This window comes from Bacillus cereus group sp. TH152-1LC, assembly GCF_027710505.1.
Classification (GTDB): domain Bacteria; phylum Bacillota; class Bacilli; order Bacillales; family Bacillaceae_G; genus Bacillus_A; species Bacillus_A mobilis.
Genome location: NZ_JAQFNK010000008.1, coordinates 165,125 through 180,133, shown reverse-complemented (window position 1 = coordinate 180,133; position 15,009 = coordinate 165,125). Strand labels below are relative to the sequence as shown.

Sequence of the window (15,009 nt, the reverse complement as noted above, 5' to 3'; positions counted from 1 at the left end):
TATGGGAGCTTCACAATTCTTCTTCATATTTTTTAAAGAAATCAGTCGTTTGCCTAACCATTTTATATTTCACATCTTGCAGATGGAATAAGACAGAAGTATCGCATTGATTGAATTGCCTCATTTTCTCATATTTACGTAACAACTGTTTTCTTCCTCTTTTTTCTTGTGTTGATACGAAAACTTTAACAGGTACACAAGACGGAAGAAGCGTAAATGATTTCTTATTTATTTTGGATTCTAATTCCTCTTCTTTGGAGTCATACGCTAAACTTAATTCCTTCACTAATCTTTTGTAAAAAAACTTATGCTCTTTCTCAAACTCCACATATTCTGGTAAATCTAAACACGGATTTAACATAATGACTGAGCGTATACATTCAGGGTATTTGTTCATCATTTCAAGTGCTACAAGTGCACCCATACCATCTGCCATAATGTGCATTTTCGCATTTAATGTCTCTTTTCTCAAAACAACGTCATATAAGCGTTTTGCTAGACGAACAGATTGGTCGTTTCCCCAATGTCTTCCGTATAAATTAGAAGAAAAGACCGTGTAGCCTTCCTCAATAAGACCATGTAAAAAATAAGATCGACCTGCATGCTGTGTCCATAAACTTGTACCATTCTCAATAAAGTAGTTATAATCACCAAGAAGCATTACAGAAAATCCATTTGGCTTCTCCGGTAAATAAATGACACATGGTTCTTTTTCTAAGTAAAAAAAACGTTCCGTAATACTCATTTTTCCCCCGCCTTATTTTCTAAACGTATAAAAGTACTCTTCTATAATGTATGAACGGAATGCAAATTTGCGTTGAAAAATCTACAAATATTTTTCTATATTCTTTTTTCAATTGTGTTACAATAAGGACAGATTGAACGAATAGAGGTGTAAAATATGCGTTTCATTTGGGCATTAATTTGGTCGTTCGCGCTTGTACATATGATGAGCTACGTAATCGGCTCTATGACTGGCGGTACATACGATTTTAACCAAGCGTCTATTTTCTCAGTTGTTCTTGCGGTATTAGTACTAGCAATTTCAGCTGCAATTCCAAACGAGCCAGTAGAACAGCACTAAAAAAAGAGTCCGGATTTTATCCGAACTCTTTTTTATTTTACTTTACATGAACGACTAATTCGTTATTTTCTACATCAACAACTACGTGACTGTTATCAGTAATCGTTCCTGCAATTAATTCTCTCGCTAATTTTGTCTCAACTTGACGCTGTACATATCGTTTTAATGGACGAGCTCCGTACATCGGATCAAAGCCAGCTTCTACAACAAATTCTTTCGCTGCGTCTGTTAATTCAACTGTAATATGACGGTCAGCTAAACGGCCTTGCAATTCTTTTACAATTTTATCAACAATACCTTTAATTTCATTCGTTGTAAGAGGTTTGAATAAAATAATTTCGTCGACACGATTTAAAAACTCTGGTCGGAAGTGTCCTCTTAATTGCCCCATGACAAGTTCTCTTGATTCCTCTTTAATGGAGCCATCTGCTTCTAATCCATCTAACAAATGAGCAGATCCAATATTTGAAGTCATAATAATAACCGTGTTTTTAAAGTCTACTGTACGCCCTTGCGAATCTGTAATACGCCCGTCATCTAACATTTGTAATAAAATGTTGAATACTTCTGGATGTGCTTTTTCGATTTCGTCTAACAAAATAACTGAATACGGTTTACGTCTTACCGCTTCTGTTAATTGACCGCCTTCTTCATATCCAACATATCCAGGAGGCGCACCAATTAAGCGTGACACAGCGTGTTTCTCCATATACTCAGACATATCAATACGAATCATTTGCTCTTCACTATCGAATAAAGACTGTGCTAACGTTTTTGCAAGTTCTGTTTTACCAACACCTGTCGGTCCTAAGAAGATGAAGGAACCAATTGGACGGTTCGGGTCTTTAATACCAGCGCGTGCACGAAGAACTGCGTCTGATACTAAACTTACCGCTTCCTCTTGTCCGATGACACGCTCTGATAAAATTTGCTCTAAGCGTAGTAATTTCTCGCGTTCACCTTCAACGAGTTTTGCGACAGGAATACCAGTCCAGCGTGAAACAATATCAGCAATCTCTTCTTCACTTACTTCCTCACGTAATAAACGATTTTCTTGTTTATTATGTGCGCCCATTTCTTCTGCTTCTTTTAACTCTTTTTCAATTGCAGGAATTTTCCCATGGCGAAGTTCCGCTGCTTTATTTAAATCGTAATTACCTTCTGCTTCTTCTAATTCACGGCGCAGACGCTCTAAATGTTCACGTAAGTCACGAACTTTGTGAATATCTTCTTTTTCTTTCTCCCATTTCGCTCTCATACCACTTGCAACTTCTTTTAAATCCGATAATTCACGTTGCAACGTTTTTAGACGTTCTTGGCTACCAAAGTCCTTCTCTTTTCCAAGAGCTGCTTCTTCAATTTCCAGTTGCATAATGCGGCGCGTTACTTCATCTAATTCTGTTGGCATAGAATCAATCTCTGTTCGAATCGTTGCACACGCTTCGTCAACAAGATCAATTGCCTTATCTGGTAAAAAACGATCCGAAATATATCGATCTGATAAAACAGATGCTGCTACAATCGCGCGGTCATGAATATTTACACCATGATAAATTTCAAAACGCTCTTTTAAACCACGTAAAATGGAAATTGTATCTTCAACAGTCGGTTCTTCTGCTAATACTTGTTGGAAACGTCTTTCTAGCGCTGGGTCTTTCTCAATATATTTACGATATTCATCTAACGTTGTCGCTCCGATACAATGCAGTTCACCACGTGCAAGCATCGGTTTTAACATATTTCCTGCGTCCATCGCACCTTCTGTTTTACCAGCGCCGACAATTGTATGAAGTTCATCAATGAATAATAAAATGCGGCCTTCACTCTTTTTAATTTCATTTAATACAGCTTGCAGGCGCTCTTCAAACTCACCACGGAATTTCGCTCCAGCTACGAGTGCACTCATATCTAATGCAAAGATTGTTCTATCTTTTAACCCTTCTGGTACATCCTTTTTCACAATACGCTGTGCTAATCCTTCAACGATTGCTGTTTTACCAACACCTGGCTCACCAATTAAAACCGGGTTGTTTTTCGTTTTACGTGAAAGAATGCGAATAACACGGCGAATTTCACTATCGCGGCCGATAACAGGGTCAATTTTCCCCGCTCTTACTTCCGCCACTAAATCACGACCATATTTCTCTAACGCTTCATAAGTTGCTTCTGGATTTTGACTAGTCACTCTTTGATTCCCCCGAACTGTCATTAAAGACTGTAATAAGTTATCTTTCGTAATATGAAATTTTGTAAGTAATTGATTTATATCGCCTTTTTCTTCAGAAAAAGCAAGCAGTACATGTTCAACTGAAATGTAGTCATCTTGCAATTTCTCTGCTTCTTTTCCTGCTCTTACAAGCAGTTGTTGCAGAGCACCTGTTATATATAATTTACCTGCTTCTGCACCGCTTCCTGTTACAGAAGGCTTTTTCTTAATTAAACTTTCGGCGCCTTGCTTTAACGCTTCTATATCGACATTCATTTTTTGAAAAATACGTACTGCTAATCCATCTTGCTCTTCTAATAATGTAAACAAGAGATGAACAGTATCTACTTCTTGATGATGATGAGACACCGCTAAAGATTGGGCACTCATAATCGCCTCTTGTGTTTTTGTTGTCATTTGATTTAAGTCCATCTTTACAGCCCTCCAAATGTTTGACTTTCTTTGACCTTTGATTTGATTATACGCCAACTGACTTTTTTATACAATAATTTTGCTTATGTATTTTCAAACTTATTATTGGAAAAAGAAAAAGAGTGCATTCATTATACAGGTTAAAAAGTTATGGTAAATGAAATTATAATGCCCCATAACAAAAAAGCCGCAATAATGATTGTGGCTTCTGTTACGGTTTTCTTTTATATGTCCACTGACGGTTATGATTTGTGTTATCTGGAAACTTGTCACCGGCAGTTAATTTCACCATTTGCGGATCTTTTACCATACTTCCTGTTTCACCAATTTCTACATAAATGCCATCATTTGGCGCTTTTTGTCCAGAACGAAACCTGCGATTTTGTCCCATTTCCATTCTCCTTCCATGACGTCTTTGCCTCATTAGTATATCCATTTTCAAAGAAAGCTTTTCTGTCATGTTTAGGAAACAAGTACTACATTTCGTTCTTGTACATATACATGAATGACACAAGCTTAGGAAGGGATTTCTTTCCTATTTGTAGAAAAAAAGAAACCAACCTACTATAGGCCAGTTTCAAAGGAGAGTCAAACATATACGAGAAGATTACATGTTCATTATAAGCTCCCTCACACGAGCAATGTAACCCTTTTCACAATTTGTACATAATGAAAGAAACATTATTTGAACTTTCTAAAAAGACGTTGACTTTTCTTAATTTCCAACGAGAAATAGTAGACACCGTAGCGCTTTGCGACGTAAGATGGATATATAGTGAAGTTTCCATCTTTGGTGGTCTCACCCAGCTCAACCTCTTATTTCTGCATATTAAAAACGGAAATACAGATAGAAACAAAAAAATTATTATAAGAGGTGAAATTATGAATAAACAACATTTAATCGCATTAGACTTAGACGGTACTTTATTAACAGACAACAAAATAATTTCCACTCGAACGAAACATACAATTGCAAAAGCAAAGGAACAAGGACATATTGTCGTTATTTCAACAGGGCGTCCATTCCGTGCTAGTTTTGATTACTATAAAGAACTTGGTCTGAATACACCAATCGTAAACTTTAACGGCGCTTACGTACATCATCCTCTTGATTCAAAATGGGGAACACATCACTCTCCTCTTGAGCTAGCAACAGCCCAAGAAATTGTCCGAGCTTGCTTTGATTTTGGTGTAAAAAATATATACGCTGAAGTAATGGACGATGTGTATGTTCGTGAAATTGATGAAGATAAAAAACATATTTTCGAATTCGGTTCTCCGAAGATTTTTACAGGAGACTTATTAAATACTTTAAACGATCATCCAACTTGCTTATTAATTGACGCACATGATGAGCATTCTAGCGCAATTCGTCAACATTTAACTGATATGCATGCTGAAGTAATCGACCATAGAAAATGGGGCGCACCTTGGCCAATTATTGAAATTGTAAAAAGCGGGTTAAATAAAGCTGTCGGATTACAAAAAATTTCTAGTCATTACAACATTCCACAAGAGCGCATTATCGCTTTCGGTGATGAAGATAACGACTTTGAAATGATTGAATTCGCTGGTCACGGCATCGCAATGGGGAATGCTATCCCTGAATTAAAATCACTCGCAAACCATACAACGTTAACGAATGAAGAAGATGGTATTGCACTATATTTAGAAGAGGTTCTTGGGTTGTAATCTAAAAATTCCCTGCTTATAGTTTCTCGCTAAACGCTCATACTATTATTAGACGCAAAAGTCAGCGCGTCGATTGTTTTCAGCTAAATAAAGGGGGTTTTTCGAATGGGTAAAAAGAACAAATCAAAACGTTTTATCCAACAAGGAGCCGATGCTGTAATGAAGCATGATGCAAGATTCCCGTACAGAGGTACATTAGCTGAGGCAGAAAAAGCGAGAAGTAACTCTTCTTTTGGAGGGGTTTAAATGGGGAACTTACTATTCCAACAAGCTAGAGATGCTGTTGCAAATGCCGTAACTTGTTCAAGCGGTGCTGAGCAACAAGATCTCGTATATAGAGCAAAAAACGCTTTGCACTCTGCTTATGCAAACTCTTCAACAGCTGAAAAAGTTCAGCTACGTGAAATGCAGGAGCAGTTGCAAAACATTACGAATTTGCATTAAAAAAGAGGACCAGCTTTGGTCCTCTTTAATCTTTTCTAAATAATCCAAACACCCCGACCGTTTGCAGTACATTTGTAAATGCACCTGGGTCCACTTGTTTAATAACCCTCTCTAATTCATACAGTTCATAACGAGTAATAACGATCATTAACATTTCCTTATTTTCATTTGTATAAGCACCTGTTGCTGGGATAGTTGTAATCCCCCTCACTAAGCGTGAATGAATCGCCTTTCGTACATCCGTCCCATTCTTCGTAACGATTAATGCTGTAATCTTCACATGCCGCGTATGAATCGCATCGATAAATCGCGTTGAGACATACAAAGTCACCAAAGTATATAATGCTTTTTCCCAGCCATACACATAGCCAGCAGCGATAATAATTAGTGCATTAAAGAAGAAAAAATATGTACCGACAGGCTTGTCTTTTATTTTAGATAAAATCATGGCGATAATATCTAAACCACCTGTAGAAGCCCCCCACTTCAACGCCATACCTACCCCGATTGCTGAAATAATCCCGCCAAAAATCGCATTCAATATGATGTCGTTTGAAACCGCTCTAACTGGGATAATTTCTAAAAATAAAGTCATAAATATAACGCAAAGAAAACTAAAGAAAGTAAAGGCCTTTCCAACCTTTTTCCATGCTAAAATAACGACAGGAATATTAAACAAACTAAACAATACCCCCGTTGATATGTGAATAGATAAAAAGTCACCTAATATTTGCGATAACAATTGAGACAATCCAGCAAAGCCACTCGCGTACACTTTCGCTGGCGTTAAAAATAAATTCATTCCAATCGCGTTTAACAAACCTGCGACGATTACAACGATTAACTTCTTTATAAGTTCGGTATAATTCAACTTCAAATCCATTTCTAATCCACCTTTATTATTCATGAATGCACCGCTATACATAGTCTTTACGAAAAAGGAAATGATAAACGTACAACGTTTAGAAATGGAGTTGATACATATGCCACATACGAGTGATAACGACAAAAAAGCACGCGATAATAATGCAAAGCGTACGCAAAAAAATGAACAAGAACAAAAAAATATTCAGCAAGGTAAACGTGCCTATTCTAAAAAGACCGATCACCTTTGATTCCATCGTACATCAACAATATTGTTGATGTACTTTTTTTTTACATTTCACAGGAAAAAACATTAAAAATTCACTTCATGTTCACTTCTATATTCTACAATAGCGATAACATATTCGGATGAGGTGTTGGCATGAGAGGGAAACACATTTTCATTATTACTGCACTAATAAGTATATTAATGCTAGCTGCTTGCGGACAAAAAAACAGCTCGGCTACAGTCGCTACGGCAACAGACTCAACCATTACGAAGAGCGACTTCGAAAAGCAGTTGAAAGATCGTTACGGAAAAGACATGTTATACGAAATGATGGCACAAGACGTTATCACGAAAAAATATAAAGTATCTGACGATGATGTAGATAAAGAAGTACAAAAAGCAAAAAAGCAATACGGCGATCAATTCACAGCTGTACTAGAAAACAATCGTTTAAAAGATGAAGCTGATTTCAAAAATCAAATTAAATTCAAACTTGCTATGAATGAAGCGATTAAGAAAAGTGTTACAGAAAAAGACGTGAAAGATCACTATAAACCAGAAATTAAAGCGAGTCACATTTTAGTAAGTGACGAAAATGAAGCGAAAGAAATAAAGAAAAAATTAGATGCTGGTGCTTCATTTGAAGAATTAGCAAAACAAGAATCGCAAGATCTACTATCAAAAGATAAAGGCGGCGACCTTGGGTACTTCCATTCCGGTACAATGACACCTGAATTTGAAACAACTGCTTACAAACTAAAAATTGACCAAATTAGTGAGCCCGTCAAATCACCAAACGGCTATCACATTATTAAACTAACTGGTAAAAAAGATTTACAACCTTACGATGAAGTAAAAGACTCCATCCGCAAAAACTTAGAAGCAGAACGTATTGCCGATCCTATATTCAGCAAAAAACTATTACAAAACGAATTAAAAAAGGCAAATATTAAAATAAACGATAGTGACTTGGAAGATACATTTACTCTTGCGCGTGAGCAAGGGAATTAAAAAAGCACCGCCTTATTTTGTTATAACAAAATAAGGCGGTGCTTTTTATTTCATTTACTTCTTAAAATACGTCCAGCCTTCTTCTTGATAAATCTTTTCTTCTTTCATCAACTTACCAAGCGCACGCTTAAAGGCAGCTTTACTCATGTTGAAGCGTTCTTTAATGTCTTCTGGGTGGCTCTTATCCCAAAACGGCATTGCTCCGCCTCGTTCTTCCATATATGCATAAATTACAGCAGCATCGTCTTCCATTCCTTCTTCTTTACGAGGAAGAAGTGAAATGTTAATTGTACCGTCATCTTTTACGTCAATAATACGACCCGTTACACGTTCACCGATACGTACTTGTTCTTTTCTTTCAGTATGGTGTAAGAAAGCACGGAAATGCTCATCAGTTAGTATGAATGAACCAACTTGAAGTGAACGATACACACGTCCATTTACGTTTTTATTACGCATAGATGGCGTCGCATCTACGATAATTTCTTGCATATCACTATCTCTTGCCGGAAGAGCAATAAGACGATCACGATTCGTTAATTTTAACGTACAATATAATTCGTCTCCAACTTCTGGCCATACTGGCATGTAAATCGGGAACTCATCAGCTGGGATTAGTATATCTTTTGATACACCAATATCAACAAACACACCTAGACTAGGAATAACTTCTACAACTTTTACCCAGTTCCAATCAAAAGTTGTAATAAGTGGCTCCTTCATTGTTGCTGAAACACGATTTTGATGATCAAGGTATAAGAATACATCAATCGTATCGCCTTCTTCAATTTCTCCAACTAATTCGTTTTTATGTAGGAAAATTTCTTCTTCTTCATTCCCAACCATATATCCGATTTCCGTTTCACGTAAAACAGTTACCTGTTCAATCGCTCCTAATTGTAAATGCATATTTTTTAATTCCCTTCTCTATATAAAGTGAAACTTTAGTCAGTGGGGATTTTGTTCCTTCCCACTGATTGTCAACCCTCACCAATCAGGCGTTTACGGCAGTGGATCTCCCACTTGAACTTCTTTGCTCTAACTGAATGCCCGTTAATGCGGGATAAAATTATCTTTTTTATCATTCCAAACAAAAGTTAATTATAACACGATTTCCCCTTTATTTGTCCAACTGCCCAAAATTCACTATAATAAAATGAGGTTACATGATTATAAGTATGAAAACACTTAAGTCTAAGCTCGTTTTCAGCTATACTTTAGTATGTACAGTACATAAAAAGATTAGAAATTTATTTGGAGGTGCTAACTATGGCAAAAGATAGTTCTTTTGACATCGTTTCGAAAGTAGAATTACCTGAAGTAACAAACGCAATTAACATCGCATTAAAGGAAATCCAAAACCGATATGACTTTAAAGGAAGTAAAAGTGATATTAAATTAGAAAAAGAAGTACTAGTTTTAACTTCTGACGATGAGTTCAAATTAGACCAAGTAAAAGACGTTCTAATTTCTAAACTTGTAAAACGTAACGTTCCAATTAAAAACTTGGATTACGGAAAAGTTGAAGCTGCGACTGGCAACACTGTTCGCCAACGTGCAACACTTCAACAAGGTATCGATAAAGATAACGCGAAAAAAATTAACAACATCATTAAAGAAATGAAATTAAAAGTAAAAACACAAGTACAAGATGACCAAGTACGTGTTACAGCGAAAAGCCGTGATGACTTACAAGCAGTTATCGCTGCAGTTCGCAGTGCTGATTTACCGATTGACGTACAATTCATTAACTACCGCTAAAAAGAAAAACATCCTCTACACAGAGGATGTTTTTCTTTTTAGCGAGTAAGCAAACTCACAATCAGAGAGTTTGCCTAAATCAAAGAAGCCCTTTTGAAAATCGATGCAAGATCACCCTCCCGGCTCAAATGTAACAAATTATGAGTATAAGAATATTTTCCACCCTTTCATGTAATGTACAATTAGTAAGGAATTTATTTTATGAAAAATATTCATTAAAAAAGAGTTAGAAGTGGTTATTTGAAAAAATTAATACTATGGTTTTTATTAACTACATTCTGTCTACATATTGCAGGATGTTCTAATAATATGACTACACTCAAAGATAAATCTAAAACTTCAACACCAACGAAGCACAAACACATCAACAAAGCTTGGTATAAGAAACATATGTAATGCAATACTCGAATCATCTTAATTTTAATACTATATAGACGGAAATATAAATTATTAACAGGGATACAAACTTGATTCAAAAATGATTTTAGAATCAAGTTTGTAGAAAATAATAAGATGTTTATAAGCGTAAAACCTACAGAGATTTTTCCTGTGGGTTTTGTTCTATGTATAAGTAATTTTCAAGAATTTATAGATGTTTTTTTAAATATTTTTCTTTAATCCTTTTTATATAATGCTCTTTTTCTGTTAGTTCAAATATAAATAATGCTTTTTTCATGTTATCAACAACATCTTCTTCATTATGTTCTTTAATCCTTAATAAATTCCAGCCCTTTAAATAGTATAGTTCACCTAATAGGTATAACGTGTTTAAATTAATAGCTAATTTGATGCCCTTATCAAGGTATTTCATTGCCTCTTCATGTTGGTATGCCTCACCTAAACAGTTCGCTAAATTAAAAATGATTTTTAATTTAATTTCTCTATCTCTAGGAAAATCTAACTTATTAAAGTTAGTTAAACATTTTCTTAATATATCAATACTTTTTTCATATTCTTTGTTTTCCGCATAAAATATAGACATTGTCTGCATAATGTCTATTTCTCTTTCTGATAAAAAATCAGCATTAGTTAACGTTAGTTTTAATGCATTATTTAAAAGATCTAACGCCGTTTTTGTTGATCTATTCACCATAAATATAGCAATTGCTTCATGCCATAGTAGAAATTGTTTATCTTCTTTTGTCTGGAAAGCATTTTCATCTTTTTCTTTTTTTACTATCTCATAAAGTTCTGTATATTGTTTTTGCTTTATGCAATCTCTTATTACACATTTTACATTTTCTACATATTTCAATCTTTTATTTTGAGTTAGTGCAAATATATTATTCGGATCAATACCAAGTCTTTCAGATAGTTGATACAACAATATACTTGATGGAAAAATCATACCTTTTTCTATTTTACTAATTTGACTTTGTGAACATATTCCATGACACAATTCAGATTGCGATATATTCTTTTTCATTCTAAGTTCTTTAATGGTAATACCCAAATCGTAAAATTCCATTTTTCCTCCTCAAATGTGTAACTCTTAATGAGTATAAGACTATTTTTCATCCTTTAATGTAATGTAAAATTCGTATAGTTGCAATTATTGTTTTTTCTAACGGGCTTTTCACTTCTTTGGTCAGCTGAATTTCGAGGTGAGAGTCTTACTTCACACAAATAGTAGAATGAAATGAAAATGAACTTGCGGAACTAATCCTTCTATAGAGACTCATACATATTCATTACAAAAAAACAGGCTAGGGAGAAAGTCTTCTACTTAGCCTAGAAACCCCTCCCATTAGAGACGTTTTCGTACTTATTAAGAGCAACACATTATCGCTTTATCAAATGATTTTTCAGGAATATATACTTTATCATTTTCGATTTTGTATTATTTCTCTTTAGAATTGCTGTATCAACAGAATTAACACTATCGCCCCACGGAACAAATTCCCCATCATCACGGTTGTCCCAAAAATAAAAACTTACAAATGCGATAAAAACACATACACATAGAGCGAACCACTTCTTTTTCCGCAAAGACCTCACCACCTTAAACTGAAGAAGAACTACTAAAAAAACGTTACTCATTTCCGTCTCTTTTTAACCGCAACTAAAAACGCAATAAATAATACATTCACACCGACTATTAAGGAGATAAACAACCAATTCACACCTGTTTCCCCGTTAACTTTATACACATTTGATTCTTCTCGCTTTAAAACGAGATAAAACTTTCCGTTTTCTTCTCTTATAATTTCATCTTCTAACAATCCTCTTAACTCTTGTTTTTTACCAATTGCACTTACAGGTAAAGCAACTTTTTGCGTTTCTTTCGTATTATTAATCGCTACTACTGTCACTTCATCTTTGTACTTTCTCTTTAGTACACTCATTCCATCTTTATCGTATAGAAGCTCAAACGTACCCCTACGTAGAGATGGTCTCGATTGTCTAAGCTCACCGAGTTTCGTTATGTGCTGCATAAATTTTTCATCTGATTTAAAATCCATTAATCGTCTATTATCTGGCGTATCCCCTCCATCTAATGCAATTTCAGTCCCGTAATAAAAATTTGGAATACCCGGTGATGTTAATAAATATGTGAGAGCTAATTTCAAACGAGATGGCGGATAATTCATATACTCTTTCGCAATACGAGCAAACCTTTTTGTATTTTGATTATCTAAAAATATAATGGATTCCCCGTCTTTTTTACTCACATCATATAAAAGTTTCACCGATACGTCCGCTTTGGAAAACGATTCTACTATTTTTTCGTTATACCCACTTTTTTCCTCTGTCATAATACGAAAATCTTTCTTTATCGCTTGTATATCTTTTTGTACATCATCCCAAAAAGTATCCGACTTTTTTTCACTATGTATCACATAACTTCCATCTAAATCAACTTCTTTGATCCACCATTTCATCGCGTCGATGACTTGTTGTTCGTTTTCCTCAAGTGGAAATTGAAGTACCACTTTCATTCCTTTTGCGTGCGCTGTTTGCACAAGTTCTTTCACATCATTTTCTGTTCCGAAATGTTCATTTACCTTTTGAAAATCGCGCACATCTACCCCATCATACTTTCCACTTTCAAAAAGCGGAGAAAGCATAACAGCGGTAAAACCCATTTCTTTTATGTAATCCAGTCTTTTTATAATCCCTCTTATATCTCCGCCCTGATATCCTTCCAAATTGCCAACTTCTAACTGTTTGTCATTTTTCGGTTCTCCATTATTGAAGCGATCAATCATAATGGAATATATAACTTCATCTCGCCACTCTCTTTTTTCATCCGCAAACGTATGTATTGGTACAAACAATACGACGGCTAAACAAAAACAAATGAATAGTTTCCTAGTCCATATTTTTCCCACATGCATCCCCCATGTTTTTTAATTGTAAGAATATTATACCAATTATCAGAACAAATCGCATACGTTGATTTCTTTCTCCCTAAAATACTTCATGTTAGATTTTCTAACATCAACTAAAAAGTTTTCTGAATTTTTAGTTGATTTTTCATTTTGTTTCGAATATGATATGAAACATAACAAGTTGATGTTATTTTTTCTAACATTATAGGAGGAGAGAGAATGAATACAGGAGATACGGTTTTTATGTTTGTAACGACAGTAATGGTCATGTTAATGACACCAGGATTGGCACTTTTTTATGGGGGCATGGTTCGCAGTAAAAACGTACTCAGTACAACAATGCATAGTTATAGCGCAATGGCTATCGTTTCGATTCAATGGATTGTGATCGGCTATTCTTTATCATTTGGACCAGATTGGCACGGACTTATCGGTACACTCGATTGGTTCGGTTTAAACGGCGTTACCTACGCACCAAATCCAGACTACTCATCTACTATTCCTCACAACTTATTTATGATGTTCCAACTCATGTTCGCCATTTTAACTCCCGCTTTAATTTCAGGTGCATTCGCCGAAAGAATGCGATTTTCTGCTTTCCTTATTTTCATCCTTCTATGGACAACAATCGTTTACAATCCTGTCGCTCATTGGGTATGGGGCGTCGGCGGGTGGCTAAGAGAACTTGGGGCGTTAGACTTCGCTGGTGGTAATGTCGTTCATATTACATCTGGCGTGGCCGGCCTTGTATTAGCTATTTTTCTCGGAAAACGAAAAAACATAAACGGCACTTCTCCTCACCATTTACCATTCACAATGTTAGGCGCCGGTCTACTATGGTTCGGCTGGTTCGGTTTTAATGTCGGAAGTGCATTATCTTTAAATGATGTAGCTTTAACCGCATTTATTAATACAAATATAGCCGCAGCTGCCTCCGCATTAACTTGGATGCTTTCAGAATGGTTCTTCCAATCGAAACCGACCGCGATGGGAGCTGCTTGTGGAGTTGTTTCCGGCCTAGTCGCTATTACACCAGCTTGTGGATTCGTTACACCTTTCTCCGCTCTTCTTATCGGAGCAATTGGCGGCGTATTATGCTTCGGAGCAGTCTTTTTCTTAAAAACAAAATTCGGATACGATGATACACTCGATGCATTCGGATGTCACGGTATCGGCGGCACTTGGGGCGGTATTGCGACAGGGCTATTTGCAACTACTGCTGTAAACAGTGATGGCGCTAACGGATTATTTTACGGAAATGCCGCTTTACTGCTTAAACAACTTGTAGCAATCGGCGCAACATATGCATTCACGATCATCATGACGTACGCCATTATTAAAGTGATTAACTTCTTCCTCCCTGTTCGGGTAGATGAGCATGAGGAACATATGGGACTTGATATTTCGATGCACGGGGAGAAAGCTTATGAGTACACGGAGCGAGTGAACTAAAAAAGAGATGCAATCTATTGGTAGTAGATTGCATCTCTTTTTATTGTGCTTGTTGGCGGTATACCCCACCTAGTATTCTAGTGAGTATATCGGCGATTCTCCGGATATATCAATTTGTCAATAAACCCCAACATAACGAACCTGAAGAATACCCCGGTATAACTTACGAATCACCATACTTACTTTTATTCAAACTTAATATAATAAGAAATGCAATCGCTATTACAGCTAAAAATCGAACTGGATTAAACGGTGTTCCTACCGTTTCATTAAAACGATGATAAATAAAGGGAATCATCTCCAGTACCATTAGCCCCATCGCTATTTTAAATGTCTCAGCCATCGCTTTGTTTTTTATAAACGTAGCACGCTCATCACCTTGTTTCCCAATCGCTCTAAACATTTTTATAATAGCAAACACTACAAATAAAAAGACACTTAACGCAATAACAAAAATCAAAACATCCATTAAAATACACCCCTTATATGTAAAACTTATTTG

16 protein-coding genes and 1 pseudogene are annotated in these 15,009 nt (G+C 35.8%); 8 read left to right on the top strand and 9 right to left on the bottom strand.

Annotated features, from left to right (window positions below; genetic code table 11):
• Positions 1–10: 10 nt before the first annotated feature.
• On the bottom strand, positions 11–745 hold the full coding sequence (locus PDL00_RS19455; RefSeq protein WP_048545174.1) for a hydrolase: 735 nt from the start codon (positions 743–745) through the stop codon (positions 11–13).
• A 156-nt stretch (positions 746–901) separates the two neighbouring features.
• Here PDL00_RS19455 and PDL00_RS19450 point away from each other — a divergent pair, with 156 nt between their 5' ends.
• On the top strand, positions 902–1,084 hold the full coding sequence (locus tag PDL00_RS19450; protein ID WP_001211112.1) for a YjzD family protein: 183 nt from the start codon (positions 902–904) through the stop codon (positions 1,082–1,084).
• 37 nt (positions 1,085–1,121) lie between these two features.
• Here the strand turns inward: PDL00_RS19450 and clpB are convergent, their stop codons facing one another.
• Together clpB and PDL00_RS19440 are read right to left on the bottom strand one after the other, a co-directional pair.
• Entirely contained in the window at positions 1,122–3,722 is a 2,601-nt protein-coding gene (gene clpB, locus PDL00_RS19445; RefSeq protein WP_270730756.1) for an ATP-dependent chaperone ClpB, read from the bottom strand.
• Positions 3,723–3,933: 211 nt separating this feature from the next.
• A complete protein-coding gene (locus PDL00_RS19440) occupies positions 3,934–4,113 on the bottom strand; it encodes a YjzC family protein (protein WP_000531418.1) in 180 nt (59 codons plus the stop codon).
• 491 nt (positions 4,114–4,604) lie between these two features.
• Here PDL00_RS19440 and PDL00_RS19435 point away from each other — a divergent pair, with 491 nt between their 5' ends.
• The 3 genes from PDL00_RS19435 to PDL00_RS19425 all read left to right on the top strand — a co-directional run bounded on the left by PDL00_RS19435 (position 4,605) and on the right by PDL00_RS19425 (position 5,858).
• On the top strand, positions 4,605–5,414 hold the full coding sequence (locus PDL00_RS19435; RefSeq protein ID WP_071721617.1) for a Cof-type HAD-IIB family hydrolase: 810 nt from the start codon (positions 4,605–4,607) through the stop codon (positions 5,412–5,414).
• 105 nt (positions 5,415–5,519) lie between these two features.
• Positions 5,520–5,660 (top strand): hypothetical protein, encoded by a 141-nt coding sequence (locus PDL00_RS19430; RefSeq protein WP_000516816.1) that lies wholly within the window; start codon positions 5,520–5,522, stop codon positions 5,658–5,660.
• Positions 5,661–5,858: a DUF3813 domain-containing protein gene (locus PDL00_RS19425; protein ID WP_000527404.1), complete on the top strand. Its 198-nt coding sequence runs from the start codon at positions 5,661–5,663 to the stop codon at positions 5,856–5,858.
• Between the two features lie 25 nt (positions 5,859–5,883).
• Here the strand turns inward: PDL00_RS19425 and PDL00_RS19420 are convergent, their stop codons facing one another.
• Positions 5,884–6,741: a YitT family protein gene (locus tag PDL00_RS19420; RefSeq protein WP_270730751.1), complete on the bottom strand. Its 858-nt coding sequence runs from the start codon at positions 6,739–6,741 to the stop codon at positions 5,884–5,886.
• A gap of 100 nt (positions 6,742–6,841) precedes the next feature.
• Between PDL00_RS19420 and PDL00_RS19415 the strand changes: the two genes are divergently transcribed.
• Positions 6,842–6,973, top strand: coding sequence for a DUF3941 domain-containing protein (locus PDL00_RS19415; RefSeq protein ID WP_001120851.1), 132 nt, complete (start codon positions 6,842–6,844; stop codon positions 6,971–6,973).
• Positions 6,974–7,104: 131 nt separating this feature from the next.
• Positions 7,105–7,962, top strand: coding sequence for a peptidylprolyl isomerase PrsA (gene prsA, locus PDL00_RS19410; protein ID WP_270730749.1), 858 nt, complete (start codon positions 7,105–7,107; stop codon positions 7,960–7,962).
• Positions 7,963–8,016: 54 nt separating this feature from the next.
• Here prsA and PDL00_RS19405 read toward each other — a convergent pair whose 3' ends face one another.
• Positions 8,017–8,871, bottom strand: a complete 855-nt coding sequence (locus tag PDL00_RS19405) for a CvfB family protein (RefSeq protein WP_242251511.1) — start codon at positions 8,869–8,871, stop codon at positions 8,017–8,019.
• Between the two features lie 360 nt (positions 8,872–9,231).
• Here PDL00_RS19405 and PDL00_RS19400 point away from each other — a divergent pair, with 360 nt between their 5' ends.
• Positions 9,232–9,723: a YajQ family cyclic di-GMP-binding protein gene (locus PDL00_RS19400; protein WP_001040146.1), complete on the top strand. Its 492-nt coding sequence runs from the start codon at positions 9,232–9,234 to the stop codon at positions 9,721–9,723.
• 586 nt (positions 9,724–10,309) lie between these two features.
• Here PDL00_RS19400 and PDL00_RS19395 read toward each other — a convergent pair.
• The 3 genes and pseudogenes from PDL00_RS19395 to PDL00_RS19385 all read right to left on the bottom strand — a co-directional run bounded on the left by PDL00_RS19395 (position 10,310) and on the right by PDL00_RS19385 (position 13,055).
• Positions 10,310–11,191, bottom strand: a complete 882-nt coding sequence (locus tag PDL00_RS19395) for a helix-turn-helix domain-containing protein (RefSeq protein ID WP_242251520.1) — start codon at positions 11,189–11,191, stop codon at positions 10,310–10,312.
• A 300-nt stretch (positions 11,192–11,491) separates the two neighbouring features.
• Positions 11,492–11,712: pseudogene (locus PDL00_RS19390) on the bottom strand (hypothetical protein).
• A 47-nt stretch (positions 11,713–11,759) separates the two neighbouring features.
• Positions 11,760–13,055 (bottom strand): alpha-amylase family glycosyl hydrolase, encoded by a 1,296-nt coding sequence (locus tag PDL00_RS19385; RefSeq protein ID WP_270730744.1) that lies wholly within the window; start codon positions 13,053–13,055, stop codon positions 11,760–11,762.
• Between the two features lie 219 nt (positions 13,056–13,274).
• On the opposite strand from PDL00_RS19385, the gene PDL00_RS19380 reads away from it, so the two are divergent.
• Positions 13,275–14,507, top strand: coding sequence for an ammonium transporter (locus PDL00_RS19380; protein ID WP_270730742.1), 1,233 nt, complete (start codon positions 13,275–13,277; stop codon positions 14,505–14,507).
• Between the two features lie 163 nt (positions 14,508–14,670).
• On the opposite strand, the gene PDL00_RS19375 is transcribed toward PDL00_RS19380, so the two are convergent.
• Positions 14,671–14,976: a hypothetical protein gene (locus tag PDL00_RS19375; protein WP_270730741.1), complete on the bottom strand. Its 306-nt coding sequence runs from the start codon at positions 14,974–14,976 to the stop codon at positions 14,671–14,673.
• Between the last annotated feature and the right edge of the window lie 33 nt (positions 14,977–15,009).